The following is a 23,217-nucleotide window of genomic DNA, read 5'->3' on the forward strand; positions in this document are numbered from 1 at the left end:
TCAGCCGATCCTCCAGCACTGCTGGTGCCAGTGACGCCGGTCGGCGAGGGCCGCTTCGTCGCCAAGCACCCCGTCGGCGCGCCAGACGACCACGTGCGCGACGCCCGGCTCGATGTTCCGGCCGCACCCGGGGCATGTGTAGGTCTTCAGCGCCTGGCTGGCCGACACGGGCTGCACGGTCCACTCCACGCCACGGCGGACTTCGGTGCGTCGCCAGCCGGCGATGAGGCGCTCAAGCGACGCGTCGCGCGCCGGAGTCGGGCGACGGCGGTGGGATCGGGGCATGACGGAACCGATCACCACCAGTGGTTGCTGGTCCAGAAGTTGTAGGCGGCCGCCCAGCTGCCGTAGCGACCGACCGCGTAGCCGTTACCCCAGCGCAGGTTGTCCACGGGGTCGTAACCGTTGCCGGGGACCTTGCTGCACGGCAACGCCTGCACCAGACCACAGGCGCCCGAGGAGCGGTTGGTCGCGTTGGGGTTCCAGCCGCTCTCCCGGCCGACGATGTAGTCGACATAGCCCCAGTCGCTTTCGGCGATACCTGCCGCAGCCATCCACTCCGCGGCGCTCCCGCCACCGGTGTAGTACAGCGGTGCGGCGGCAGCGGCCGACGACGACGACGTCGAGGCCGAGGCAGGCTCCGGCTCCGGGGTGGGCGTCGGGGTGGGCTTGGGTGTGACGTAGACGGTGTATCCGCTTCGCTCGAGCGAGACCGGAGCCGGGCCCTCATCGCTTGCGGTGGTCAACGCCTGCGCGTCCCCCGCGGAGTCGGCGTACAGCGAGACGGTGCCGTTGTCCTCGGCGACCGCGCTGGACAGCGCGCCACCCATGGGGCCGATGTAGGCGCCCGCGAACCCGACCACGGCGAGGGTGGCGAACACGCCCATGACGGGCCGCCGACGTGACAGGCGGGGCGCTGCGGCCGCCCGCGCCGATCGGCGGTTCGCCAGGGTGCCGTCGGAGACAGGCTGGCGGGATGTCGGGGTCGTCATCTCTTTGCCGGAATTCACAGTGGAGGAGAGTCTACCGGCTGATGCTCCGGGTGCCACGTCGCCGTTCATCCGATCGCGAGGATGACTTCGACGACCGCATCGAGTACGGCATCCACCTGGGTTTCGCGGTAACCGCCACGCTGCATTCGGAACGCCACGGTGCGCACCTGTTCGACCGTGAGCGGCTCTCCGGTCTCGAGGTAGGCGATGAGTTTGTCGGCGACGACGTCGACCTCGTCGACGCGGTAGCCGTAGCGCAGCGGACCCACCCGGGCGAAGCGCTTGCCGCGCGGCCGTGAAAGGCGGTCGAGGATCTCCTGCGCAAGGTCACGCGAGCGGCCCACCCATGCGCGCGCACCGGCACGCGACAGCGCACGCTCCCGCTCCCGTGCGGCGAAGGCGTCTTCGATCCGGCCGAGCGCGGCATCCACCGGAGCCACGGCATATCCGCGCCGCACCAGCGGAAAGCCGACGCGACGCACGTCCGCGCTGGTCATCGATGCGTCCGCCGGGTCGGCCTCGAACGCCTCCCGCGCGTAGGCGAGGAATGCATCGACCGCGCGCTTGTCGTACCCCTTCTGACGGCCATGCACGTCAGGGAACGGGGCGGGCACAGGCGCGGGAGCGTCGTCGTCGATCACGCCGGCCCCCTCGGTGTGCATATCGGGACGGGTCATGCCACCACCAGCGGGAAGAACAGGAAGTACAGTGCGAGGGCCGGAACGGTCGAGGGGAGGATCGAATCGAGACGGTCGAGGACCCCACCGTGCCCGGGAAGCCAGGAACTCATGTCCTTGATGCCGAGATCGCGCTTGATCATCGACTCGCCGAGGTCACCGACGGTCGCGGTCGCGAGGATCACGAGACCGAAGACCAGACCCGCCCACCACGGCACCTGCAGCAGGAACAGCCCGAAGAGCACCCCCGCAGCCACGGCGGCGATCACGGCGCCGCCGAAGCCCTCCCACGTCTTCTTGGGGCTGATGCGCGGGGCCATCGGGTGCTTGCCGAACATGAGCCCGAACGCGTACGCGCCGGTGTCGGCGGCGACGGCGGTGCCGATCATCGCGAGCACCCACCACTCCCCCTGTTCCTGTCGCAGCAGGATGAGCAGCAGACTGCCGAGGAAGGCGACGTAGAGCTGGACGAAGCCGGAGATGAGCACGTCGGCGAGAACGTCGCCGTAGGCGCGGGAGTCGTGCGCTGCCATCTGTGCGATCAGTCGCCAGACGACGACGATCGCGACGGCGGCGAATGCCACTGTCCAGTGGGTGAAGTAGTCGAAGAAGTAGCCCGCCAGCACGAGGCCGAGCGCCGCGATCAGCTGTGGTACGACGTCGACGCGGCGGCCGGCGACCTGCAGCGCGCGAGAGAACTCGAACACGCCCAGCAGCGCGACCGGCACCGCGAACAGCAGGAACAGCGGCTTGAAGAACATCAGCGAGCCGATGACGATGACGCCCAGCGCCAGCCCCACGAGTGTCGCGACGATCAGGTCACGTCCGGTGCGCTGCTTGATCTTCTCGTTCGCCAGGTCGAAATCGGCGCGGGCTCGCTCCACCTGCTGCTCGAACTCGCTGCGCGCCGAGCGCAGGTGACTCGTGAACTCGTCGCCGGCGTCGCCGGAGGCCCGGCGCCCGCCCGTGCGCCGCGTGGGCGGTTCGGGGGTGCGCTCCGGGTCGTCGGAAGCGTCGGTCATGAGGGGTCCTAGACCTCGAGCAGCTCGGTCTCTTTGCGCTTCAGCGCCTCGTCGATGGCGTCGACGTGCGCACGGGTGAGCGCGTCGAGCTCCTTCTCGCCCCGCGAGATCTCGTCCTCCCCGACCTCGTTCTTCAGCGCGTCCAGATCGTCCTTGGCCTTGCGGCGGATGCCACGCACGTGCACCTTGTGGTCCTCACCCTTGGTGCGCACGAGCTTGACGTACTCCTTGCGACGCTCCTGCGTGAGCTCGGGCATGGTCACGCGCACGATCGTGCCGTCGTTGCTCGGGTTCGCCCCGAGGTTCGGGGTGTCGCGAATGGCCTGCTCGATCGCCTTGAGCGCCGACTTGTCGTAGGGGGTGATCACGATCGTGCGGGCTTCGACGTTGTTCAGCGACGCGAGCTGCGCCAGCGGCGTCGGCGTGCCGTAGTAGTCCACGAGGATCTTCTGGAAAAGCTGCGGGTTCGCACGTCCCGTGCGGACGGTGGCGAAGTCATCCTTCGCACCCTCCACGGCACGGTCCATGCGCGCTCCGGCGTCAGCCAGCACATCGGCGATCACGGTCACTCCATTCGTCGGGACAAGTCTGTGGAAAGTCTAGTTGAGCCCGGCCGGGCGGCAGGGGAGCTACGCCGTGACGAGGGTGCCGATCGGCTCCCCCAGGAGGGCCCGCGTCACGTTGCCGGCGGGCTCCATGCCGAACACACGCATGTCCATGCGGTTGTCCATGCAGAGGCTGAACGCCGTGGAGTCCACGACCTTCAGGCCGCGCTGCAGGGCGTCACCGTAGGTGAGCCGGTCGATGCGCGTGGCATCGGGGTCGATACGGGGGTCGGCGGTGTAGACGCCGTCGACGCCGTTCTTGGCCACGAGCACCTCGCGGGCGTCGATCTCCAGCGCCCGCTGAGCGGCGACGGTGTCGGTGGAGAAGTAGGGCAGACCCGCCCCGGCGCCGAAGATGACGACACGGCCCTTCTCCATGTGACGCTCGGCGCGGCGCGGGATGTACGGCTCGGCGACCTGGGTCATCGAGATGGCCGACTGCACGCGGGTGGCCGCTCCCGCCTGCTCGAGGAAGTCCTGCAGCGCGAGCGCGTTCATCACGGTGCCGAGCATGCCCATGTAGTCGGCACGGCCGCGGTCCATGCCGCGCTGGCTCAGCTCCGCGCCGCGGAAGAAGTTGCCACCACCGACGACGATGGCGATCTCGACGCGATCCACTGCGGCGGCGATCTCGCGGGCGATCTGGCTGACGACGTCGGGGTTCACGCCGAGCTGGCCGCCTCCGAACGCCTCTCCGGACAGCTTCAGCAGGACGCGTCGGCGTCCTGTGGCCTCATCGATCACGTGTCATCCTCTCGTCTGGTACAACCTAGCGTCGGGCATGGGAAAGGCCCGCACCGATTCGATGCGGGCCTTGCCCGGAACTTACGCGCCGACCTTGAAGCGGGCGAAGTCGGTGATGGTGATGCCGGCGTCCTGGGCCACCTTCGCGACGGACAGTTTGTTGTCCTTCGCGTAGTCCTGGTCCAGCAGCGCCACCTGCTTGAAAAACGCGTTCACGCGGCCTTCGACGATCTTCGGCAGGGCGGCCTCGGGCTTGCCCTCGTTGCGGGAGATCTCGGTGACGATCTCGCGCTCCTTCTCGACCTCGGCGGCGGGGACGTCCTCGCGCGAGAGGTAGGTGGGGTTGGCGAACGAGATGTGCTGCGCGATGGAGCGCGCGGTCTCGGCGTCGTCTCCGGAGTAGACAACGACCACACCGATCTGCGGGGGCAGGTCCTTGCTGGTCTTGTGGAGGTAGATCTCGAAGTGGTCACCCGTGAGGGTGCGAACGCGACGCAGCTCGACCTTCTCACCGATGATCGCGGCTTCGTCGTCGATGAGCTGCGCGACGGTCTTGCCGCCGGCGTCGGCGGCGAGGGCTGCCTCGACGGAGTCGGCGGAGACGGCTGCAGCAGCGTCGGCCACCTTGTCGGCCAGCGCGATGAAGCGGTCGTTCTTGGCGACGAAGTCGGTCTCGGTGTTCAGCTCGATCAGCGTGACCTTGCCGTCCTGCTCACGAGCGACGACCAGACCCTCGCTCGTGGAGCGGTCGGCACGCTTCGCGTTGCCCTTCGCGCCCTTGAGGCGGAGGATCTCGACAGCCTTCTCGAGGTCGCCATCGGCTTCCTCGAGCGCCTTCTTGGTGTCGACCATGCCCGTGCCGAGCTGCTCGCGCAGCGCCTTGATGTCGGCGATGGTGAAGTTTGCCATGGTACTGGCTCCTAAGTTCGGTGGGAGTTCTGAGGGATGTCGGGGCGAGCGCTCCTGCGCCCGCCCCGACGTGATCCGATACTGCTTACTCGGCAGCCTTGGCTGCGGCGCCCTCGGCGTCGGCCTCGGACTCGGTGGCGGCTTCGCCCTCGATGGCCTGCTCGTCGGCGACGAGCTCAGCAGCCTCGGTCTTCGCCTCGGTCTCGTCGGCGATCTTCTCGGTGCTGGCGGAGGACTGCTCCGGCGCGCCCTGCTCGAGCAGCTCGCGCTCCCACTCGGTGAGGGGCTCAGCGGCCTCGGCCTCGCCGGCCGGCTGGTGACGCTGGATGAGGCCCTCGGCGGCGGCGTCGGCGATCACGCGGGTCAGCAGACCCACGGCGCGGATCGCGTCGTCGTTGCCGGGGATCGGGTACTGGAACTCGTCCGGGTCGGCGTTCGTGTCGAGGATGCCGATGACGGGGATGCCGAGCTTGCGGGCCTCGTCGATGGCGAGGTGCTCGCGCTTGGCGTCGATGACCCAGATCGCCGACGGGGTCTTCTGCAGGTTGCGGATACCGCCCAGCGACTTGTGCAGCTTGTCCAGCTCGCGCTTCTTGAGCAGCAGCTCCTTCTTGGTGAAGCCGCTGTTGGCCGGGGTCTCGTAGTCGAGCTCCTCGAGCTCCTTCATACGGGCGAGGCGCTTGGAGATGGTGCTGAAGTTGGTCAGCAGACCACCGAGCCAGCGCTGGTTCACGTAGGGCTGCCCCACGCGCGTCGCCTGCTCGGCGATGACTTCCTGCGCCTGCTTCTTGGTGCCGACGAAGAGGATGGTGCCGCCGTGGGCGACGGTCTCCTTGACGAATTCGTAGGCCTTGTCGATGTAGCCCAGCGACTGCTGCAGGTCGATGATGTGGATGCCGCTGCGCTCGGTGAGGATGAAACGCTTGACCTTCGGGTTCCACCGGCGGGTCTGGTGTCCGAAGTGCACGCCGCTGTCGAGCAGCTGGCGGATGGTGACGACGGCCATGGCCGTTCTCCTGTTCTCGGCGCACGCTGCGCCGTTGTTTCGGTTGTCCACGCCTGGTCGAATGACCGGCGAGCCTGGTGCCCGGCGCACACCCACCACCCGCTGCTGCGGGAGGACCTGGGGTGTGGATGCCGCGTCGCGCCCGCCGGAGCGGGTGCAGTGCTGTGGGCACGCGGAGTCACCCCGCCGGAGCGAGGTGCGCAACCATCTTATCAGCCGAGGTGTCCTCCCCCGCGCGACGGCGCACCCGGTTGTCCCCGATCGGCCGGATCCGCGCCCGGTGCCGGGGATCGAGCCGCGACGATGAGGACATGCCCCGCCGATCGACCGCCGGCTCCGCGCTGGTCACCGCCTTCCTGCTCGTCCTCGTGCTCGCCGGCGGGCCTGCAGCAGCCGGCGCCGCGCCCGCGGCGGCGGTGAGCGCCCTGCCCGTCGGCGAGTGGGCGTGGCCGATGGCGGGAGCGCGGCTGGAGGCACCGTTCCGCGCGCCCGCCCACCGTTACGGGCCCGGTCATCGCGGCATCGATCTCGCCGCCGCGGGTTCGCGCCAGGTCGTGGCGCCCGCGGACGGGGTGGTGGCGTTCGTGGGCGACGTGGCGGGGCGTCCGGTGATGACGATCGACCAGGGCGGCGGGCTCGTGACCACCTTCGAGCCGGTCGCTGCGGTCGTCGGCGCCGGACAGGCGATCACCCGGGGCGAGACCGTCGCACACCTCGCGAGCGGCGGGCATACGCGCGATGGGGCGCTGCACGTCGGCGTGCGACTGCACGGCGAGTACCTCAATCCGATGCTGCTGTTCGCCGACGTGCCCCGGGCCGTGCTGCTGCCGGTGTTCTCAGCGGTCGACGACGATCGTGTTGCGGGCCCCGTTGTCGACCACGTCGCCGAGCACCCCGGCTTCCACGTCGTTGTCGTTGCCGTTGACGGCGATCGACCCGATCTCGCCGCGCACGTCGATGTCATTCCGATCGCCGGTGATCGCCAGCGCGCCGACGGCGGCGGCCTCGAGGTCGTTGTCCTGCCCGGTGAGGCTCGCCGTTGACACGTCGCCCGCGTCGACGTCGTGACGATCGCCCTGCACCACCAGCTCACCGACCTCGGCGCGGGTGAGGTCGATGTCGACGTCGGTTCCCGTGATCGTCACCACCGGGCAGTCGCCTGAGAGCACCAGGTCGTCGCCGCCCGTGATCGCCACGGGCTCTCCCCCGCAGTCCCCACCGGTCGGCATGACGGGCGGCGCCGCGGCGTCGGGGGTGGCGGACGCTGCGGGCGCCGACGGACGCACCGTCGTGACGGGGCGCGCATCGTCGGTGTCCAGGGGGACGCACCCCGTCAGCACGAAGGCGAAGGTGAGGGCGACGGCGGTGCGGGTCAAGCTGCGGGGGGACATGCCCCCACGTTAGAAGAGCCCCGGCGCGCTCGCCAGTAGAGGAGGATCAGGCCCGAGGGTGTGCGAGGCGGTATGCGGCGGCGAGCCGCTCGCCGGAGACGTGCGTGTAGATCTGCGTCGTCCCGAGACTCGCGTGGCCCAGCATCTCCTGCACTGCGCGCAAGTCGGCACCGCCGTCGAGCAGATGGGTGGCTGCGGAGTGGCGCAGCGCGTGCGGACCGATGGTGTCGGCCCCGACGAGCGGCGCGATCTCGCGCGCCGCGATGTCGTACACCGCCCGCGCCCCGATGCGGCCGCCCCGCAGGCCGAGGAACACCGCGCCGGACGGTCGACCGTCGGCGCGCGCGGCCAGGGCGGGCCTGCCGCGCACGAGGTAGGCGTCGAGGGCACGCGCCGCGGGGATCCCGTAGGGCACGACGCGTTCCTTCGAGCCCTTCCCCAGCACCCGCACGGTGGCCGCCTGGTGATCGAGGTCGCCGAGATCGATGCCGCAGAGCTCCGACACACGCAGTCCGGCGCCGTAGAGCAGCTCGAGGGCGGCGGCATCCCGCAGCAGACGGGGGTCGCCCTCGGCGGCGCGCACACGCAGATCGTCGAGCGCGTGGGCGACGCCGTCGGCGGTCGCGACCCGCGGCAGGGTACGCCCGCGTTTGGGCGCGACGAGGCGCAGGCTCGGGTCGGCGGCGAGGTGACCGTACTCGCAGGCCCAGCCGAAGAACCCGCGGGCCGCGGCCGTGCGGCGGGCCAGGGTCGACCGCGCGTCGCCGCGCTTGGTGGCGACCCAGAGCCATTCCCGCAGCATCTCGAGGTCGATGCCACCCAGTTCGACGTCGCCGGTCACCGTGACCATGTCGGCGAGGTCGGACCGATAGGCGCGCACGGTGGCCGGCGACAGCCGCCGCACGTCGGCGAGGTGCCGCGCGTAGCGGTCGATCGCGTCGCGCGTGTGCATGAGACCAGGATGCCGTGGGGACCGCGCCCGGCGGTGACGGCGCACCGAACGTGCCCTCAGCGGCCGGTGACGACGAGGCGCCAGCCTCCGGGACCGTGCTGGGCACGCCCATCGAGCAGCATCAGTCCGAGCCCGCGTTCGACGTCGGCGACGCTCTGCCCGCATCGCCGCGCCACGTCGTCCACCCGTCGCCATGAGCGCGTGCTCAGCGCGTCGCGCAGTGCCGTCGCCTGATCGACCCAGTCGTCGGCGCCCGGCAGCAGATCATCGTCGAGACCGAGCATCTCCCGCACGTCGGCGGCGCCGGTGATGCAGCGCGCGTCGAACTCGCGCAGCAGCCGGTGGCATCCGGCCGACGCGGGGCTCGTCACCGGACCGGGTACGGCCCCGAGGCTGCGTCCGAGACTCGCCGCGTGAGCCGCGGTGTTGAGCGAACCGCTCCGCCACCCCGCCTCCACGACGACCGTCGCGTCGGAGAGCGCCGCGATGAGCCGGTTGCGCGAGAGGAAGCGCCACTTGGTCGGCGCCGAGCCGCACATGACCTCGCTCATCACGGCTCCGGTGCGGGTGATGCGCGCCAGCAGGTCGCTGTGTCCCGTGGGGTAGGCGCGATCCACCCCGCCGGCCAGCAGTGCGTCGGTGACTCCGCCCGCCGAGAGCGCGGCGCGGTGCGCGGCACCGTCGATGCCGTACGCCGCCCCCGACACGATGCGAATGCCGGAGCCCGCGAGGTCCGCGGCGATCTCCATCGCGACGTGCTCGCCGTACGACGTCGCCGCCCGCGCCCCGACGACCGCCACCGCGGGGCCGGCGGGTGGCGTCAACGCGCCGCGCACCCACAGGCAGAGCGGCCCGTGGCGACCGAGATCGTCGAGGTGCGCCGGCCAGGCCGCATCGCCGGGGACGACGAGCCGCGCCCCGACGCGGCGGGCACTGTCCAGACCCGCCGCCAGCGCCGCCGGCGCGAGGCGCGGTCGCCAGCGCGCGAGCGCGTCGTGCGCGCGGCGACGGTCGAAGCCTTCGACCGTCGCGACGGCGGGTTCGTCGTTGCCCTCCACGAGCGCCAGCGCGGTGGCGGCGCCGAACTCCGCCACGAGGGACCCCGCATCTCCGTCGCCGGGTTCGCAGATCCCCGACCACAGCGCGCGGGCGTGTCGCTCGGCGATGTCGTCGTCATCGAGGTCGCCGCCGACGAGCCCGAGGAGCAGGGCGCGCGAAGCGGCGGGGTCGGTGAGCAGGCTCATATCGGAGTCATCCCCTTCTTGAGGTAGAGCGCGCGGCCGATGTCGTCGATGTCGATGCGCTCGCGGGCGGCGAGGTCGGCGCTGGTCCACGCGACGCGCAGCACACGGTCATAGCCACGCAGCGTCAGCGCACCGCGGTGCAACGCGGCGTCCAGGGGCCGCCGCACCGCCGGCGGCGGTGCGAACGGTCCCTGCCGCAGCCACGCGCCCGGCACCTCGGCGTTCGTGCGCCAGGGGGTGCCGACCAGCCGGGCCTGCGCGCGCGCCCGCGCCGCATCGACGCGGGCACGCGCCTGGGCCGACGTGAGTGGCCGCTCAGCCGCCGCCTGCGCATGGGCGACCGAGACGCGCCGCACGGCGAGCTCGATGTCGATGCGGTCGCGGATGGGGCCGGAGAGCCGCCCCAGGTAGCGGCGGATACCCGAGGGCGGGCACACGCAGTCACCGCCGGGCACCCCGTAGGCACCGCACGGACACGGGTTCGTCGCCAGCACCAGTTGGAATCGCGCCGGGAAGGCGGCGCTCGCCCCGGCACGATGGATCTGGATCGCGCCGTTCTCGAGCGGTTCGCGCAGCGCATCGAGCGCGCCCGAGGCGAACTCCCCCGCTTCGTCGAGGAAGAGCACGCCCCCACTGGCCCGCGCGATCGCGCCGGGGCGGATCATGCGACTGCCGCCCCCGACGAGCGCGGCGACGCTCGCGGTGTGGTGCGGCGCTTCGAAGGGCGGCGTGCGTTCGAGGGCGACCACCCGCGCCCCCGCGAGCGAGCGGATCGATGCAGCCTGCAGCGCGGCGGCGTCGTCGAGGGCGGGGAGGATGCCGGGCAGTCGCCGCGCCAGCATCGTCTTGCCCGCGCCCGGCGGACCGCTCATGAGCACGTGGTGTCCGCCCGCGGCGGCGAGGACCATCGCGTCGACCGCGTCGCGCTGGCCGATGACGTCGGCCAGCTCCAGCTGGGGCGGGGCGTCGTCGGGCGGCCCCTCGCCGGCGACGGGGTCGAGGTCGCGCGGCTCGACGTCGAGCCCGTGCCGGCGCAGCACGTCGATGAGACTCACGGCGCCCACCACCTCGACGCCGTCCACCAGCTCGGCCTCCGCGCGGTTCGCGTGCGGCACGACCACGCGGGTGATGCCCGCACGCGCGGCGGCGACGACGGCGGGCAGCACGCCCGGCACCGGCCGCAACCGGCCGTCGAGGCCGAGCTCTCCCAGGTGCACGGTGGTGGCGAGCGACCCCGGGTCGAGGCGATGCTCGGTGGCGAGGGCGGCGACGGCGATGGCGACGTCGAACCCGGCGCCGTGCTTCGGGAGGCTCGCCGGGGACAGGTTCACGGTGATGCGGCGACGCGACAGCTGCAGCCCGCTGTTCTCGCAGGCGTTGTGCACGCGTTGGTGCGCCTCGCCGAGCGCCTTGTCGGCCAGCCCGATGATCTTGAAGTCGGGCGTCTGTCGCGAGAGATCCGCTTCCACCTCCACGAGCGCGCCGTCGAGGCCGGTCAGCGCCACCGCCCAGGTGCGAGCGACCGTCATCGCAGGTCTCGCACATGATCCAGCGCCCCGGTGGCCGGGTCCTCGCCGGTGATCGCGATGACGTCGAGCCGCAGCTGGCATCCCTGCACGGCGTCGGGGTGCGCGGCCATCCAGGCGTAGGCCAGCTGCCACAGTCGTCGCCGCTTGCGGTCGTCGACCGCCTCCAGCGGATGCCCGTAGCCGTCGCTGCGCCGGGTCTTCACCTCGACGACGGCGATCACCCGGTCGCGGGCCGCCACGAGATCGAGTTCGCCCTGCGGACAGCGCCAGTTGCGCGCGAGCAGTCGCCAGCCGGCATCCTGCAGGTAGCGCGCCGCCCGCGCCTCGCCCGCCCGTCCCCGCTCGTCTTTGGCTGCCATGCAGCGATCGTGGCGGGTGTGAGCACGCCGTGTGGCGCGGATCAGTGCGTTCGGGGTCGATTCCGCCGGAATTCCCGCTGGGGAGGAGGCGGTGCCGGCTCACCTCGTTCGGCGATGCGCATCCGGCACGTGACCGGAGCTCGTGGCCGACCCCTCGGAGAAACCTGCTAGAGCAGGAGCTCGGTCAACGGGTATACGAGGTATCGCAGCGAGTACGCCTCCCAGACCGCGCCGACAGCGAGCAGCACCAACGCCGGCAGGGCGAGGAGGCCTATGCGCTGGAGACCCCACAGGTAGCCGCGGCGGTGATTGGGAGCGCCGACGGTGCGAGGGAAGATCCAGGCCTTTCCGAGCAGGTACGCACCGAGGAGGAGGAGGACGTAGGCCTGCACCTCGATGAGGAGCGTCAGCGAGTGAGGGATCAGTCCAACCCACCCCGCCGGCGTGCTCTGCACGAGCGTGATGCCGGTTTCAACGGCCCAGTAGCCGAAGAATCCCAGACCTGCGAAGGGCAGGACGAGTGAGGGAAGGAGGATCCGGGCAAGGGACATCGCGAAGAGATTCACGGCGAAGATGAGCAAGGCGAAGAGGGGTGGCGCGTTGAACACGCTGGTCGCCAGCTCCGTGGTGCCGCTGTCGTCGAGGGCGATCAGCCGCGCCTCGTTGAGTTCGGGGAAGATCAGTCCGACCACGAAGCCGATGACGACGAGGCCGTAGGCCGCGGCGCTCAGGATGACGTAGACGCGCAGATTCTGCCGGATGACGCCGAAGGGGCGCCGCCAGAACGCCAAGCGTTCCGCCTGGGCCGGAATGGGAGTTGTAGTTGACATGCACCCATATCACCCCCCGCGGCGACTGGTGTGCAGTGCCGCTGTGTCACGAAGACAGGTGACACCATGTCACTACCGCCGGTGCGCCGAACAGGGCGATCGTGCCAGGATGAAACAACTTCCCCACCAGCTGTTTGCGCAGTACGTCGCGGCAGCCGTCTTCCTGGCGGCAGTGATCGGGAAGATGTACGCAGGCGGGCGCTTCGGCAGCAAGACCACGGGACAGAATGTCTGACAAGAGACTGAGTCGCGACGCCGCGGATGATCCCACCGTCGATTCCCGGATGCGTCGACTGGCAGTCGCCACCGCCGTCGCCGCCATCGCGCCGCTGACCGTGCTCGGAGTGGCCTTCACAGCGACGTCGTTGTGGGACGGGGTCGTGATGGCGGCGAGCCTGCTGCTCATGCTCGGAGTCCTTCGAGAGTGGAGTCTTGACGGCTACCGACTCTGGGGACCCATCTTCGCCGTAGTGGTCACGGCCGGAACGTGGTTCGTCGGCGCGCTGACGGGGTCCAGCCCGATCGGATTCGTACCGCTCGCCCTCGTGGGCGGCATGCTCATCGTCCGTACTTTGCGCCGAAAGGTGTGGATTCCTCTACTCGCAATCGGCATCGCCGCGCTCGGCGCGGCCACATTAGCCACCCGGGCCCCGACGTGGCCACTGTTCATCGCCTACGTCGTCACCCCTCTCCTCGGCACGATCTTCATCGTGGGAGTCATTCTCGTCAGCGAGCAGGCGTGGTTGATCGCCCGGCGGCTGGAGCTCGCGAAGGAGACCGAAGCCGATCTCGCGGTCGCACGCGAGCGCGTCCGGTTCGCCGGTGACCTCCACGACATCCAGGGCCACTCGCTCCACATCATCAAACTGAAGGCGGCACTGGCGGGCAGGCTCATCGAGGTCGACGCGGGGCGAGTGAAGGCGGAGCTGGGCGACATCCGCACCATCGCCGACGAGACGATCACCGCCGCCCGATCGCTCGCGTACGCACGTCACGAACTGAATCTGCCGGCAGAAGTCGAAAGCACCCGGCAGCTGTGCGAAGCAGCCGGGCTCGCGGTGGAGACGCGGTTCGATCCGGCAAACGGGGACTCGGCACATCCGCTGCTGGCACAGGTGCTCCGGGAAGCCACGACGAACCTGCTCCGCCACGCGCATGCGGAAAGGGTCTGGATCACAGCGTCGCCGGTGTCGGTGGAGGTGATGAACGACGGAGTCACCGACGGGGCTCGGCCCGTGCTCAGTGGTCTCGCCCGCCTGCGATCACGGCTCGAGGCCGTGGGCGGCGAGTTGCGCCTGGAACAGCCGCCGGGACGCTTCGTCGTCGCCGCCGGGATTCCGCCAGCATCCAGTGAGGGGGCGGCGTGATGGATGTCGCGGGAGATGTCCGAATCGTCCTGGTCGACGATGAACGGCTGCTGCGCGAGGCACTCGCGTCGCTCCTCCCGCTCGACGGCACGATCGAAGTCGTCGCGCAGGCCGAGAACGGCGCCGACGCGGTGACAGCGACGATCGAGCATCGCCCGGATGTGCTCGTGATCGACCTCGAGATGGCCGAGATGAACGGGCTCGAGGCCGTCGAGCGGATCCTCGCGGAGCGACCCGGCCAGCCCGTGTTGATGCTCACCCGCCATGCCCGTCCGGGCGTGCTTCGGCGCGCACTCAAGCTGGGGATCATGGGGTTCATGGGTAAGGGAGCGGATCCCGAGGAGATCGCCGGTGTCATCCATGCGGTGCACGCCGGAAGGCGCTGGATCGCGCACGAAGTGCTCGAGGCGGCGATCGCAGATGACTCGCCACTGACGGAGCGGGAAGCAGACGTGCTGCGCGAAACGCGGGAGGGCTACTCGGTGCGCGACATCGCCCGGCGAATGCACCTCGCGCCGGGCACGGTGCGCAACTACCTGTCCACCGCGATGCAGAAGACCGGCGGTACGACGCGACACGATGCGGCACGGATGGCTCGCGACCGGGGGTGGCTCTAGCGAGTGGAAGCACCGACGATCGGCAATGCGTCCTCGCGCCGACTATGGTCCCGCGGGACGCTCAATATGCCCGCCCAGCCCCTCATCCGGTTCGGGGACGATTCCGCCGGAATCGCCGCTGGGGAGGAGGCGGTGCCGACTCAGGTGTCGAGCGAGAGCTCCTCGGGAAGGTGGAAGTCCCGCCGCGTCAGTTCCTCGACGTTGACGTCCTTGAACGTCAGCACGCGCACCGACTTCACGAACCGGTCGGCACGGTAGATGTCCCACACCCAGACGTCGGTCATCGAGATCTCGAAGTAGAAGTCGTGCTCGGTGTCGCGACGCACCACGTTCACCTCGTTGGCGAGGTAGAACCGGCGTTCGGTCTCGATGACGTACGCGAACTGCGACACCACATCGCGGTACTCGCGATACAGTGCCAGCTCAAGTTCGCGGTCGTAATCCTCGAAGCCCTCATCGTCCATGGTGACTCCATCCTATGGCCGGTCAGAACAGGGTCGGTGCGTCCGCGATCGCCCAGGATGCGCGGTGGTGGGTACTCAGGCCCAGCGCGCGGATCGCGGCACGGTGTTCGAGGCTCGCGTACCCCTTGTTGCGCGCCCATTGGTAGTCGGGCGCCTCGTCGTGCAACCGGGTCATGAGCCCATCGCGGGCGACCTTGGCGATGACGGATGCCGCGGCGGCGCTGGCACAGTCGCGGTCGGCCTTGACGACCGGGCGCACCTGCAGCCCGGTGCCGCCGGCAGGGGTGATGTAGTCGTGGTTGCCGTCGAGCAGCACGATCGCCTCTTCCGGCACGACGTCGTGCTCGCGCAGCTGGTTCACCGCGCGCAGCGCTGCGAGCCCGAGCGCCCGGATGATGCCGATCTCGTCGACCTCGGCGGCGCTGGCCCAGCCCACCGACGACGCCGCCACCCAGCCGGCGGCGCGCGCGGCGACGTCGGGGCGGCGGGCGGCCGGGACGAGCTTGGAGTCGCGCAGCCCCTCGGGCACGCGCCGGCGCGCGCGGGCGGCGTCCACCGCGACCGCGCCGACGGCGACCGGTCCCGCCAGCGCACCGCGACCGACCTCGTCGCAGGCGATCACGAGCGGGTACTCGCGCAGCAGGCGGCGCTCGAGGGTCAAACGGGGCTCGACGACGGCCATCATGGCGTCACGGGACGGTCTCGAGTTCGGACGACGGCCCCGACGACGGCTCGGGATCGGCCTCCCCATCGGGATCCGGCACGCCGGCGAACACCTCGTGGTGCCCATCGATGAGGCCGACTCGATCCATGGGCCACGTGATCAGAAAGGCCCGTCCCACGACGTTGTCGATGGGCACGAAGCCCTGGGTGGGCTGGTCCTGGTTGTAGCGGGAGTCGCGTGAGTGGTCGCGGTTGTCACCCAGTACCCACAGCGACCCCTCCGGCACCACGACGTCGAAGGCGACCTCCTGCGGGGCGCTCTCGCCCGCGGCGAGGTTGAGGAAGGCGGATTCATCGATCGGCACGTCGTTGACGGTGAGCTGGCCGAGCACGTTGCAGCAGACCACGTGGTCGCCGGGCAGGCCGATGACCCGCTTGATGAGGTGGTCCTTGCTGTCGGGCGCGGACAAGCCCACGATCGAGAGCACCCAGTCGAACGCCTCGACGGCGGCGGACCGCTCCGGTTCCACCACGGGGTTCAGCCAGCCGCCGGGATCGCGGAAGACCACCACGTCGCCGCGGTCGAACCCGCCGAAGCCGGGTGTGAGTTCATCCACCAGAATGCGGTCGTCGATCTGCAGCGTCTGCTGCATCGACCCGGAGGGGATGTAGAACGAGCGCACGAGGAAGGTCTTCACCAGGAACGACACGACCACCGCGATCAGCACGATCACCAGCACGTCCCGAACGAACGGCCACCAGCCGTGACGACGGCGCGGCTCCCCCGGGTGCTGCGGCGGGGCGGTCTGCTCAGCCGTCATCGACCATCCTTCTTCCGGCGCCCCCTGGCGGCGGCGACACCTTCAAGCGTCGCACATTCAGTCTGCGGCCGTCGCCTTGCGACGCGTATGGTCTCGGCCGTGGAACGACGGATGCCCCGGGGTCCAGCCCCGGGGCATCCGTCTGAGAGGCGCGTCAGCGGTCGCGCTTCTCCTTGATCTTCGCCTTCTTGCCGCGGAGGTTGCGCAGGTAGTAGAGCTTCGCGCGACGCACGTCACCGCGGGTGACGACCTCGATGTGGTCGATCACGGGGCTGTGCACCGGGAACGTACGCTCGACGCCGACCTGGAAGCTGATCTTGCGCACGGTGAATGTCTCGCGCACGCCGTCGCCGGAGCGACCGAGCACGATGCCCTGGAACACCTGGATACGCGAGCGGTTGCCCTCGGTGATGTTCACGTGCACCTTGACGGTGTCACCGGGGCCGAAGACGGGGATGTCCGAACGCAGCGATGCTGCGTCGACTGAATCGAGGATCTGCATGATCTTCACTTCCTGCGACCGCCACAGGTCGACCGCAAAGAGGATGGGTAAGAGTCGTGCGCCTGGGAACCGTCTGCGCGGTCCGCTCCCCTGAGGCAGAGTCGATCAGGGCACGAACATCCATTCTGCCATATCTGCGGCGCCCCGCCGAAACTCACACGCTCGGTGGCGTGCGCTTCTCTTCGATCACGACGACACCGGGGAGATCCTCCGGCTCCGGCCGCGCCGACGGCGGTGCGATGAAGCCTGTCCCCCCGGCGGTCTGCACTAGCGTCACTCGCGGGCGAGCCTCGGTCCACAACTGCCACAGCGACGACCAGAACACCGCCAGCGCGGCCACGATCGCGAGCACGAGGGCGACTCCGAACCAGGCCAGGTTGTAGAAACCCACGGCGATCGTCAGCAGATGCCACACGCCGAAGCCGGCGACGTCCAGCCACGACGCCGCCCGCTGGGCGCGCACCGTGCCACGGGCGCGCACGAGCAACATGAGAACGAGCTGCCCGAGGAACACCGACGGCACCGCGATGAACAGCACCCACAGCAAGGCCCAGCCACCGGCGTCGAAGATCACCCAGCCGACGACGAGCCACAGCGGCAGCACGAACGCGGCAGGCAGCAGCCAGGAGTAGAACACGCGTCGTAGCCACATGGCTTCGATGCTACGCCTGCCTGCCCGACACGGCACCGGGAGCGAGCACACCCTCGCACGTGCCGGCATCCGGCAGAATGGATGCAGACGAAAGGAATCGGATGATCGAGCTGCGCACACCCGCCGAGATCGAGGCGATGCGTCCCGCCGGGCGCTTCGTCGCGGAGGTGCTGGCGACGCTCCGCGACGACACGAAGGTGGGCACGAATCTGCTCGCGATCGACCGCCGCGCCCACGACATGATTCGCCGTGCCGGTGCGGAGTCGTGCTACATCGACTACCACCCCTCGTTCGGCGCGAGCCCTTTCGGCAAGGTCATCTGCACGTCGGTCAACGATGCGGTGCTGCACGGCCTCCCCCACGACTACGCCCTGCGTGACGGGGATCTGGTGACGCTGGACTTCGCCGTCGCGGTCGACGGCTGGGTCGCCGACTCCGCAGTCTCGTTCGTCGTCGGCACGCCCCGCGACGAGGACCTCGCCCTCATCGACACCACGGAGCGGGCGTTGGAGGCCGCGATCGCAGCGGCCGTCGTCGGCAACCGGGTCGGCGACATCTCGCACGCCGTCGCCGAGGTCGCCCGCGCCGACGGTTACTCCATCAACACCGACTTCGGCGGCCACGGCGTGGGACGCACGATGCACGGGGACCCGCACGTTCCCAACGACGGCAAGCCGGGCCGGGGCTATCCGCTGCGCGCGGGTCTCGTGCTCGCGCTCGAGCCGTGGTTCCTGCAGACGACCGACGAGCTCATCACCGACGCAGACGGCTGGACGCTGCGCAGCGTCGACGGCTCACGTGGCGCGCACGCCGAGCACACGATCGCCATCACCGAAGACGGACCGATCGTGCTGACGGACCGCAGCTTCCTCGGCGTCGACTGAGCCGGCCGACGCAGTCAGTCGGGCAGCAGGTCGGGCCGACGCTCGCGCGTGCGCTCGATCTGCTGTTCGCGACGCCAGCCGGCGATGGCGCCGTGATTGCCGCTGAGCAGCACCGGCGGCACGTCGTAGCCCCGCCAAGAAGACGGCTTCGTGTACGAGGGGTACTCCAGCAGCCCGTCCTCGTGCGATTCCTCGACGAGGCTCGCCGGGTTGCCGACCACTCCGGGGACGAGCCGGCCGATCGCCTCGATCATCGCCATCGCAGCGACCTCACCGCCGTTGAGCACGTAGTCGCCGAGGCTCACCAGGCGCACATCGCCGAGCGTTGCGGCGTAGGAGAACACGCGCTCGTCGATGCCCTCGTAGCGGCCGCAGCCGAACACGAGGTGCGGCAGCTGCGCCATCTCGCGGGCCTGTGCCTGGGTGAACCGCTCGCCCGCCGGTGACGGGAACACGAACACCGGTCGCTCGCCGGCGTCCGCGGTGATGGCATCCAGCGCCTCACCCCAGGGCTCGGGCTTCATGACCATACCCGCCCCGCCCCCGTAGGGCGTGTCGTCCACCGTGCGGTGACGGTCGTGCGTGTGCTCACGCAGGTCGTGCACGCGGATGTCGAGGAGTCCGGCACCGCGCGCCTTGCCCAGCAGCGAGACTTCGAGGACGTCGAAGAAGGCGGGGAAGATCGAGACGACGTCGATGCGCACGTCAGTCCTCGTCGGCGACGGCCTCGGGGACGGTGGCATCCGGTGTCGCGTCGTCGGGGTCCGCCTCACGCGCAGGCTCCGGCTCGGGGGCGAGCTCCTCGAAGAGCCCTGCCGGGGGCGTGACGATGACCCGGCGTGCGGCGATGTCCACCTCGGGCACGATGGCCTTGACGAACGGCACGAGGATCTCGCGGTCAGCGTCGTCGGCGGGGCGCACGATGAGCAGGTCCTGCGCGGGCAGATGGTCCACGCGCACGACACGGCCGATGACCGCGTCGTCGCGCACGACGTCGAGTCCCACCAGCTGGTGGTCATACCAGGCATCGGGCTCCGGGGCCTCTTCGTCATCGTCCTGGTCGATCCACAGGATCGCGCGCACCAGGGTCTCCGCGGCTTCGCGGTCGTCCACGCCTTCGAAGAACGCCACCGGGTGCGAGTTCATCCAGCGCAGCTCTCGCACCGTGATGGTCTTGCCGTGCCACGGCGATGCCTCGGGCACCTGCAGCGTGAAGACGGCGCCGGGGACGAAACGCCCGTCCGGGTCATCGGTGTACAGCTCGAGCTTGAGTGCGCCCTTGAGGCCGTGCGCCTTGACGAGGCGCCCGACGCGCAGCTGGGCGCGGGGGGTCTTGGAAGCGGACATCTCAGTCGTCCGCGACATCGACGCGCACGCGGCGCCCGTCAGCCAGTGCCGACACGACGGTGCGCAGCGCCTTGGCCGTGCGTCCGCCGCGCCCGATGACGCGACCCCGGTCGTCGGGGTGCACGCGCACCTCCAGCACGTCACCGCGAGGGGACGTGGAGGTGTGGACTTTCACGTCGTCCGGGTGATCGACGATCCCCTTGACGACGTGTTCGAGCGCGGCGGCCAGCAACGGATTACTCGGCGTCGGTGGAGGCGGCGGGCGCCTCGTCGGACGCAGCCTCGGCGGCAGCAGGCTCGTCGGCCTTCTTCTGCGCCTTGGGCTTGACGACGGACTTCTTCGCGGCGTCGACCTCGAAGGGCGCCTTCGGCTCGGCCGTCTTCACGGTCGAGACGGCGTTCTTGTCGCCCTTGAACTTGCCCCAGTCACCGGTGAGCTTGAGGAGGGCAGCGACCTGCTCGGTCGGCTGGGCGCCGACGGAGAGCCAGTACTGCGCGCGCTCCGAGTCGACCTCGATGAACGAGGGCTCCTCAGTCGGGTGGTACTTGCCGATCTCCTCGATGACGCGACCGTCGCGCTTGGTGCGCGAGTCGGCGACGACGATGCGGTAGTACGGGGCACGGATCTTGCCGAGCCGCTTGAGACGGATCTTGACAGCCACAATTCTCCTGAATGTGTTGGAAGGATGAACGTCGCCTGGAGCGTGGGGTGCACACCCGGCAAAAGCTCGGAGGGTGGATCGCGCGTCCGGTTAGAGGGTCGGTCGGGCGGTCCAGCCTTCTATTTTGCCAGATGCCGGGCCATGCCGCGAACCACCCGTTTCCGCGTGTCAGACTGTGCGCATGACGGCGCCCTTCGCGACATCCGCCCGCTCGTCCGTTGGGCTCGAATGGGAACTCATGCTGGCCGACGGCAGCACCGGCGATCTGGTGCCGCGCGCCCCCGATGTGATCGAGGCGCTGGGTGATTCCACCGCCCACGAGCGCTTCACCGTGACCGGCGAACTGCTGACGAACACGGTGGAGGTCACCAGCGGCATCGGCAAGACCGTCGCCGCCGCAGTCGACGACATCGCCGACGCGATCGCGGCGGTGCGCACCGTCACCGACCCGCTCGGGCTGGAGCTGCTGTGCGCCGGCAGCCATCCTTTCGCGCAGTGGTTCGATCAGCAGGTCACCGACAAGAATCGCTACCACAAGCTCATCGAGCGCACCCAGTGGTGGGGGCGCAACATGATGATCTGGGGCATCCACGTGCACGTCGGCGTCGACGACGTGAACAAGGTCATGCCGATCGTCAACGCCCTCGCCACCTACCTGCCGCACCTGCAGGCGCTGGCGGCGTCGAGCCCGTTCTGGGCCGGTGAGAGCACCGGCTACGCCTCCAATCGGGCACTGGTGTTCCAGCAGCTGCCCACGGCGGGGCTGCCCTGGCCGCTGCAGACGTACGCCGAGTACGAGGACTATCTCGACGATATGGCGCACACGGGCGTGATGTCGGATGCCACCGAGGTGCGGTGGGACGTACGCCCCGCCCCGCGGTGGGGGACGATCGAGGTGCGCGCGTGCGACGGCATGTCGACGCTGCCCGAACTGGCCGCGGTGGCCGCTCTCGTACAGGTCCTGGTCGAGCATTTCTCGCGCCAACTCGACGAAGGACGCGCACTTCCGGTGCTGCAGCCGTGGTTCATCCGCGAGAACAAGTGGCGCGCGGCGCGGTACGGCCTCGACGCCCGCATCATCGTCGACCGCGAGGGCACGCAGCTGCCCGTGACCGAGCACCTGCGGGACACCGTCGATCGCCTCGCCGATGTGGCGGTCGAGCTCAAGTGCGTGCGCGAGTTCGCCGGGGTGCAGGGCATTCTCGACGGTGGCGCCAGCTACGCCCGCCAGCTCATGGTCGCAGACGCCGCCGACGGCGACCTGCGCCAAGTGGTGCAGCACCTCATCCGGGAGTTCCGCGAGGGCCCCACGCTGCGTGAACACCTGAGCCGCCTGCCGCGCTGATCCGGCGGCATCGGGCACCGGCGATGGCCTGCTCGGCCACCGCCCCGCTCAGCTCTTGCCGAACAGCTTCTGGATCTCGGCGAGGTCGGCCTCGCTCGGCGCCTGCTGCGCTGCGCCCAGACCGAATCCGGACCCGGTCGGCGCGGTGGCCGCGGCGATGCCGGCTTCCTCTGCCGCACGCTTGGCGGGGTTGCCCGAGCGCGACACGGCGCGCTTCTTGGCCTGCTTGCCCCGCTTGGAGGAAGCGCCGGGCTTGCCGCCCATCGGGCCCATGCCGGGGATGTTGGGCACACCACCGCGGGCGACGGTCTTCATCATCTTCGCGGCCTGGTCGAACCGCTGCACGAGCTGGTTGACGTCGGTGACCGTCATACCCGAGCCACGTGCGATGCGCAGGCGGCGCGAGCCGTTGAGCACCTTGGGGTTGCGACGCTCCACCGGTGTCATCGAGCGGATGATGGCCTCGGTACGGTCCAGCTCCCGCTCATCGAAGTCCTCGAGCTGCTGCTTCATCTGGCCCATGCCCGGCAGCATGCCGAGCATCTTCTTCATCGAGCCCATCTTCTTGAGCTGCTGCATCTGGTCGAGGAAGTCCTCGAGGGTGAAGCTGTCGGTCGCGAACTTCTCGGCGACCTTTCGAGCTTCTTCCTCGTCGAACGCCTCCTGGGCCTGCTCGATCAGGGTGAGGATGTCACCGAGGTCGAGGATGCGACTGGCCATGCGGTCGGGGTGGAACGCCTCGAGGTCGTCGAGGCCCTCCCCCGTGGACGCGTAGATGATGGGGCGACCGGTGACCGAGGCGACCGACAGCGCCGCACCACCGCGCGCGTCGCCGTCGAGCTTGGACAGCACGACACCCGTGAAATCGACGCCCTCCTGGAAGGCCTTCGCGGTGTTGACGGCATCCTGACCGATCATCGCGTCGATGACGAACAGCACCTCGTCGGGATTGGTCGCCTTGCGGATGTCGGAGGCCTGCTTCATGAGCTCGGCGTCCACGCCCAGGCGACCTGCGGTGTCGATGATGACGACGTCATGCTGTTGACGGCGCGCAGTCTCCACGCCGTCGCGGGCGACCTGCACCGGGTTGCCGATGCCGTTGCCGGGCTCCGGCGCGTAGACGGCGGCACCCGCCTGTTGGGCCACCACCTGCAGCTGGTTGACGGCGTTGGGGCGCTGCAGGTCGGCGGCGACCAGCAGCGGCGTGTGGCCGTCCTTCTCGAGCTGCTTGGCGAGCTTGCCGGCGAAGGTGGTCTTACCCGAACCCTGCAGGCCCGCGAGCATGATGACCGTCGGCGCGGTCTTGGCGAACTGCAGGCGACGCTGCTCGCCGCCGAGGATGCCCACGAGCTCCTCGTTGACGATCTGCACGACCTGCTGCGCCGGGTTGAGCGCACGGTTCACCTCGTCGCCGAGGGCGCGTTCGCGCACCTTGGCGGTGAACTCCTTCACCACCGGCAGCGCGACGTCGGCGTCCAGCAGTGCGCGACGGATCTCGCGCACGGTGCCGTCGACGTCAGCAGCGGTGAGCTTGCCCTTGGTGCGGAGGTTGCGGAAGGTCTCTGTGAGACGATCTGAGAGCGTGCCGAAGGTAGCCATGATCCCCCGATTCTACGTGGATGCCGAGGGTCCC

Annotated in this window: 29 protein-coding genes; 6 read left to right on the forward strand and 23 right to left on the reverse strand. The window is 69.9% G+C overall.

The window, feature by feature from the left end; all coding sequences use genetic code 11:
- The 8 genes from H9651_RS02970 to rpsB form a co-directional block, all read right to left on the reverse strand.
- Window positions 1–285 (reverse strand): hypothetical protein, encoded by a 285-nt coding sequence (locus H9651_RS02970; protein WP_191717628.1) that lies wholly within the window; start codon window positions 283–285, stop codon window positions 1–3.
- An 11-nt stretch (window positions 286–296) separates the two neighbouring features.
- A complete protein-coding gene (locus H9651_RS02975) occupies window positions 297–1,010 on the reverse strand; it encodes an aggregation-promoting factor C-terminal-like domain-containing protein (RefSeq protein ID WP_318244739.1) in 714 nt (237 codons plus the stop codon).
- 47 nt (window positions 1,011–1,057) lie between these two features.
- Window positions 1,058–1,654 (reverse strand): DivIVA domain-containing protein, encoded by a 597-nt coding sequence (locus tag H9651_RS02980; RefSeq protein ID WP_191717957.1) that lies wholly within the window; start codon window positions 1,652–1,654, stop codon window positions 1,058–1,060.
- An 11-nt stretch (window positions 1,655–1,665) separates the two neighbouring features.
- The gene (locus tag H9651_RS02985; protein ID WP_191717629.1) at window positions 1,666–2,691 is read right to left on the reverse strand and encodes a phosphatidate cytidylyltransferase; all 1,026 of its coding nucleotides are present in this window, start codon (window positions 2,689–2,691) and stop codon (window positions 1,666–1,668) included.
- Window positions 2,692–2,699: 8 nt separating this feature from the next.
- The gene (frr, locus tag H9651_RS02990; protein ID WP_191717958.1) at window positions 2,700–3,254 is read right to left on the reverse strand and encodes a ribosome recycling factor; all 555 of its coding nucleotides are present in this window, start codon (window positions 3,252–3,254) and stop codon (window positions 2,700–2,702) included.
- A 66-nt stretch (window positions 3,255–3,320) separates the two neighbouring features.
- Entirely contained in the window at window positions 3,321–4,040 is a 720-nt protein-coding gene (gene pyrH / locus H9651_RS02995) for a UMP kinase (protein ID WP_191717630.1), read from the reverse strand.
- Between the two features lie 81 nt (window positions 4,041–4,121).
- Window positions 4,122–4,949: a translation elongation factor Ts gene (gene tsf, locus H9651_RS03000; RefSeq protein ID WP_191717631.1), complete on the reverse strand. Its 828-nt coding sequence runs from the start codon at window positions 4,947–4,949 to the stop codon at window positions 4,122–4,124.
- Between the two features lie 85 nt (window positions 4,950–5,034).
- Entirely contained in the window at window positions 5,035–5,955 is a 921-nt protein-coding gene (rpsB, locus tag H9651_RS03005) for a 30S ribosomal protein S2 (RefSeq protein ID WP_191717632.1), read from the reverse strand.
- Between the two features lie 311 nt (window positions 5,956–6,266).
- Here rpsB and H9651_RS03010 point away from each other — a divergent pair, with 311 nt between their 5' ends.
- Window positions 6,267–6,998, forward strand: a complete 732-nt coding sequence (locus H9651_RS03010; RefSeq protein ID WP_191717633.1) for a murein hydrolase activator EnvC family protein — start codon at window positions 6,267–6,269, stop codon at window positions 6,996–6,998.
- A 394-nt stretch (window positions 6,999–7,392) separates the two neighbouring features.
- Here H9651_RS03010 and H9651_RS03015 read toward each other — a convergent pair whose 3' ends face one another.
- The 5 genes from H9651_RS03015 to H9651_RS03035 all read right to left on the reverse strand — a co-directional run bounded on the left by H9651_RS03015 (window position 7,393) and on the right by H9651_RS03035 (window position 12,260).
- Entirely contained in the window at window positions 7,393–8,298 is a 906-nt protein-coding gene (locus H9651_RS03015; RefSeq protein ID WP_191717634.1) for a tyrosine recombinase XerC, read from the reverse strand.
- Between the two features lie 56 nt (window positions 8,299–8,354).
- Entirely contained in the window at window positions 8,355–9,542 is a 1,188-nt protein-coding gene (gene dprA / locus H9651_RS03020; RefSeq protein ID WP_191717635.1) for a DNA-processing protein DprA, read from the reverse strand.
- Window positions 9,539–11,071, reverse strand: a complete 1,533-nt coding sequence (locus H9651_RS03025; RefSeq protein WP_191717636.1) for a YifB family Mg chelatase-like AAA ATPase — start codon at window positions 11,069–11,071, stop codon at window positions 9,539–9,541. The genes dprA and H9651_RS03025 overlap by 4 nt, the downstream gene beginning before the upstream one ends.
- Window positions 11,068–11,430: a YraN family protein gene (locus H9651_RS03030; RefSeq protein WP_191717637.1), complete on the reverse strand. Its 363-nt coding sequence runs from the start codon at window positions 11,428–11,430 to the stop codon at window positions 11,068–11,070. Before H9651_RS03030 ends, H9651_RS03025 begins: the two co-directional genes overlap by 4 nt.
- A gap of 167 nt (window positions 11,431–11,597) precedes the next feature.
- Window positions 11,598–12,260, reverse strand: a complete 663-nt coding sequence (locus H9651_RS03035; RefSeq protein ID WP_225216312.1) for a hypothetical protein — start codon at window positions 12,258–12,260, stop codon at window positions 11,598–11,600.
- A 109-nt stretch (window positions 12,261–12,369) separates the two neighbouring features.
- On the opposite strand from H9651_RS03035, the gene H9651_RS14865 reads away from it, so the two are divergent.
- From H9651_RS14865 to H9651_RS03045, 3 genes are read left to right on the forward strand one after another with little or no spacing between them, the layout of a single operon-like run.
- Window positions 12,370–12,495 carry a hypothetical protein gene (locus H9651_RS14865; protein WP_263598633.1) on the forward strand — a complete coding sequence of 42 codons (126 nt, stop codon included), beginning with the start codon at window positions 12,370–12,372 and terminating at the stop codon, window positions 12,493–12,495.
- Between the two features lie 49 nt (window positions 12,496–12,544).
- Window positions 12,545–13,627, forward strand: coding sequence for a sensor histidine kinase (locus H9651_RS03040; protein ID WP_191717638.1), 1,083 nt, complete (start codon window positions 12,545–12,547; stop codon window positions 13,625–13,627).
- Window positions 13,627–14,244 (forward strand): response regulator transcription factor, encoded by a 618-nt coding sequence (locus H9651_RS03045; RefSeq protein ID WP_191717639.1) that lies wholly within the window; start codon window positions 13,627–13,629, stop codon window positions 14,242–14,244. Before H9651_RS03040 ends, H9651_RS03045 begins: the two co-directional genes overlap by 1 nt.
- A gap of 140 nt (window positions 14,245–14,384) precedes the next feature.
- On the opposite strand, the gene H9651_RS03050 is transcribed toward H9651_RS03045, so the two are convergent.
- The 5 genes from H9651_RS03050 to H9651_RS03070 form a co-directional block, all read right to left on the reverse strand.
- Window positions 14,385–14,708 (reverse strand): DUF2469 family protein, encoded by a 324-nt coding sequence (locus H9651_RS03050; RefSeq protein ID WP_191717640.1) that lies wholly within the window; start codon window positions 14,706–14,708, stop codon window positions 14,385–14,387.
- A gap of 22 nt (window positions 14,709–14,730) precedes the next feature.
- On the reverse strand, window positions 14,731–15,390 hold the full coding sequence (locus H9651_RS03055; RefSeq protein ID WP_191717960.1) for a ribonuclease HII: 660 nt from the start codon (window positions 15,388–15,390) through the stop codon (window positions 14,731–14,733).
- A gap of 7 nt (window positions 15,391–15,397) precedes the next feature.
- Complete coding sequence (gene lepB, locus H9651_RS03060) at window positions 15,398–16,192, reverse strand: signal peptidase I (RefSeq protein ID WP_191717641.1); 795 nt, start codon at window positions 16,190–16,192, stop codon at window positions 15,398–15,400.
- 154 nt (window positions 16,193–16,346) lie between these two features.
- Complete coding sequence (rplS, locus tag H9651_RS03065; RefSeq protein ID WP_191717642.1) at window positions 16,347–16,694, reverse strand: 50S ribosomal protein L19; 348 nt, start codon at window positions 16,692–16,694, stop codon at window positions 16,347–16,349.
- A gap of 154 nt (window positions 16,695–16,848) precedes the next feature.
- Window positions 16,849–17,346, reverse strand: coding sequence for an MFS transporter permease (locus H9651_RS03070; RefSeq protein ID WP_191717643.1), 498 nt, complete (start codon window positions 17,344–17,346; stop codon window positions 16,849–16,851).
- 101 nt (window positions 17,347–17,447) lie between these two features.
- Here H9651_RS03070 and map point away from each other — a divergent pair, with 101 nt between their 5' ends.
- Window positions 17,448–18,230 carry a type I methionyl aminopeptidase gene (gene map, locus H9651_RS03075; protein ID WP_191717644.1) on the forward strand — a complete coding sequence of 261 codons (783 nt, stop codon included), beginning with the start codon at window positions 17,448–17,450 and terminating at the stop codon, window positions 18,228–18,230.
- Between the two features lie 14 nt (window positions 18,231–18,244).
- Here map and trmD read toward each other — a convergent pair whose 3' ends face one another.
- Genes trmD through rpsP form a run of 4 tightly spaced genes read right to left on the reverse strand, consistent with a single transcriptional unit; the run spans window position 18,245 to window position 20,239 of the window.
- On the reverse strand, window positions 18,245–18,934 hold the full coding sequence (gene trmD / locus H9651_RS03080) for a tRNA (guanosine(37)-N1)-methyltransferase TrmD (RefSeq protein ID WP_191717645.1): 690 nt from the start codon (window positions 18,932–18,934) through the stop codon (window positions 18,245–18,247).
- Between the two features lies 1 nt (window position 18,935).
- Window positions 18,936–19,577, reverse strand: coding sequence for a ribosome maturation factor RimM (rimM, locus tag H9651_RS03085; RefSeq protein ID WP_191717646.1), 642 nt, complete (start codon window positions 19,575–19,577; stop codon window positions 18,936–18,938).
- A 1-nt stretch (window position 19,578) separates the two neighbouring features.
- On the reverse strand, window positions 19,579–19,809 hold the full coding sequence (locus H9651_RS03090) for an RNA-binding protein (protein ID WP_191717647.1): 231 nt from the start codon (window positions 19,807–19,809) through the stop codon (window positions 19,579–19,581).
- 4 nt (window positions 19,810–19,813) lie between these two features.
- Complete coding sequence (gene rpsP, locus H9651_RS03095; RefSeq protein WP_191717648.1) at window positions 19,814–20,239, reverse strand: 30S ribosomal protein S16; 426 nt, start codon at window positions 20,237–20,239, stop codon at window positions 19,814–19,816.
- Between the two features lie 181 nt (window positions 20,240–20,420).
- Here rpsP and H9651_RS03100 point away from each other — a divergent pair, with 181 nt between their 5' ends.
- Window positions 20,421–21,584, forward strand: a complete 1,164-nt coding sequence (locus tag H9651_RS03100; protein WP_191717649.1) for a glutamate--cysteine ligase — start codon at window positions 20,421–20,423, stop codon at window positions 21,582–21,584.
- A 48-nt stretch (window positions 21,585–21,632) separates the two neighbouring features.
- On the opposite strand, the gene ffh is transcribed toward H9651_RS03100, so the two are convergent.
- Window positions 21,633–23,183 carry a signal recognition particle protein gene (gene ffh / locus H9651_RS03105; protein WP_191717650.1) on the reverse strand — a complete coding sequence of 517 codons (1,551 nt, stop codon included), beginning with the start codon at window positions 23,181–23,183 and terminating at the stop codon, window positions 21,633–21,635.
- Window positions 23,184–23,217: the final 34 nt, after the last annotated feature.

Origin of the sequence: Microbacterium pullorum (assembly GCF_014836535.1) — a bacterium.
GTDB lineage: Bacteria > Actinomycetota > Actinomycetes > Actinomycetales > Microbacteriaceae > Microbacterium > Microbacterium pullorum.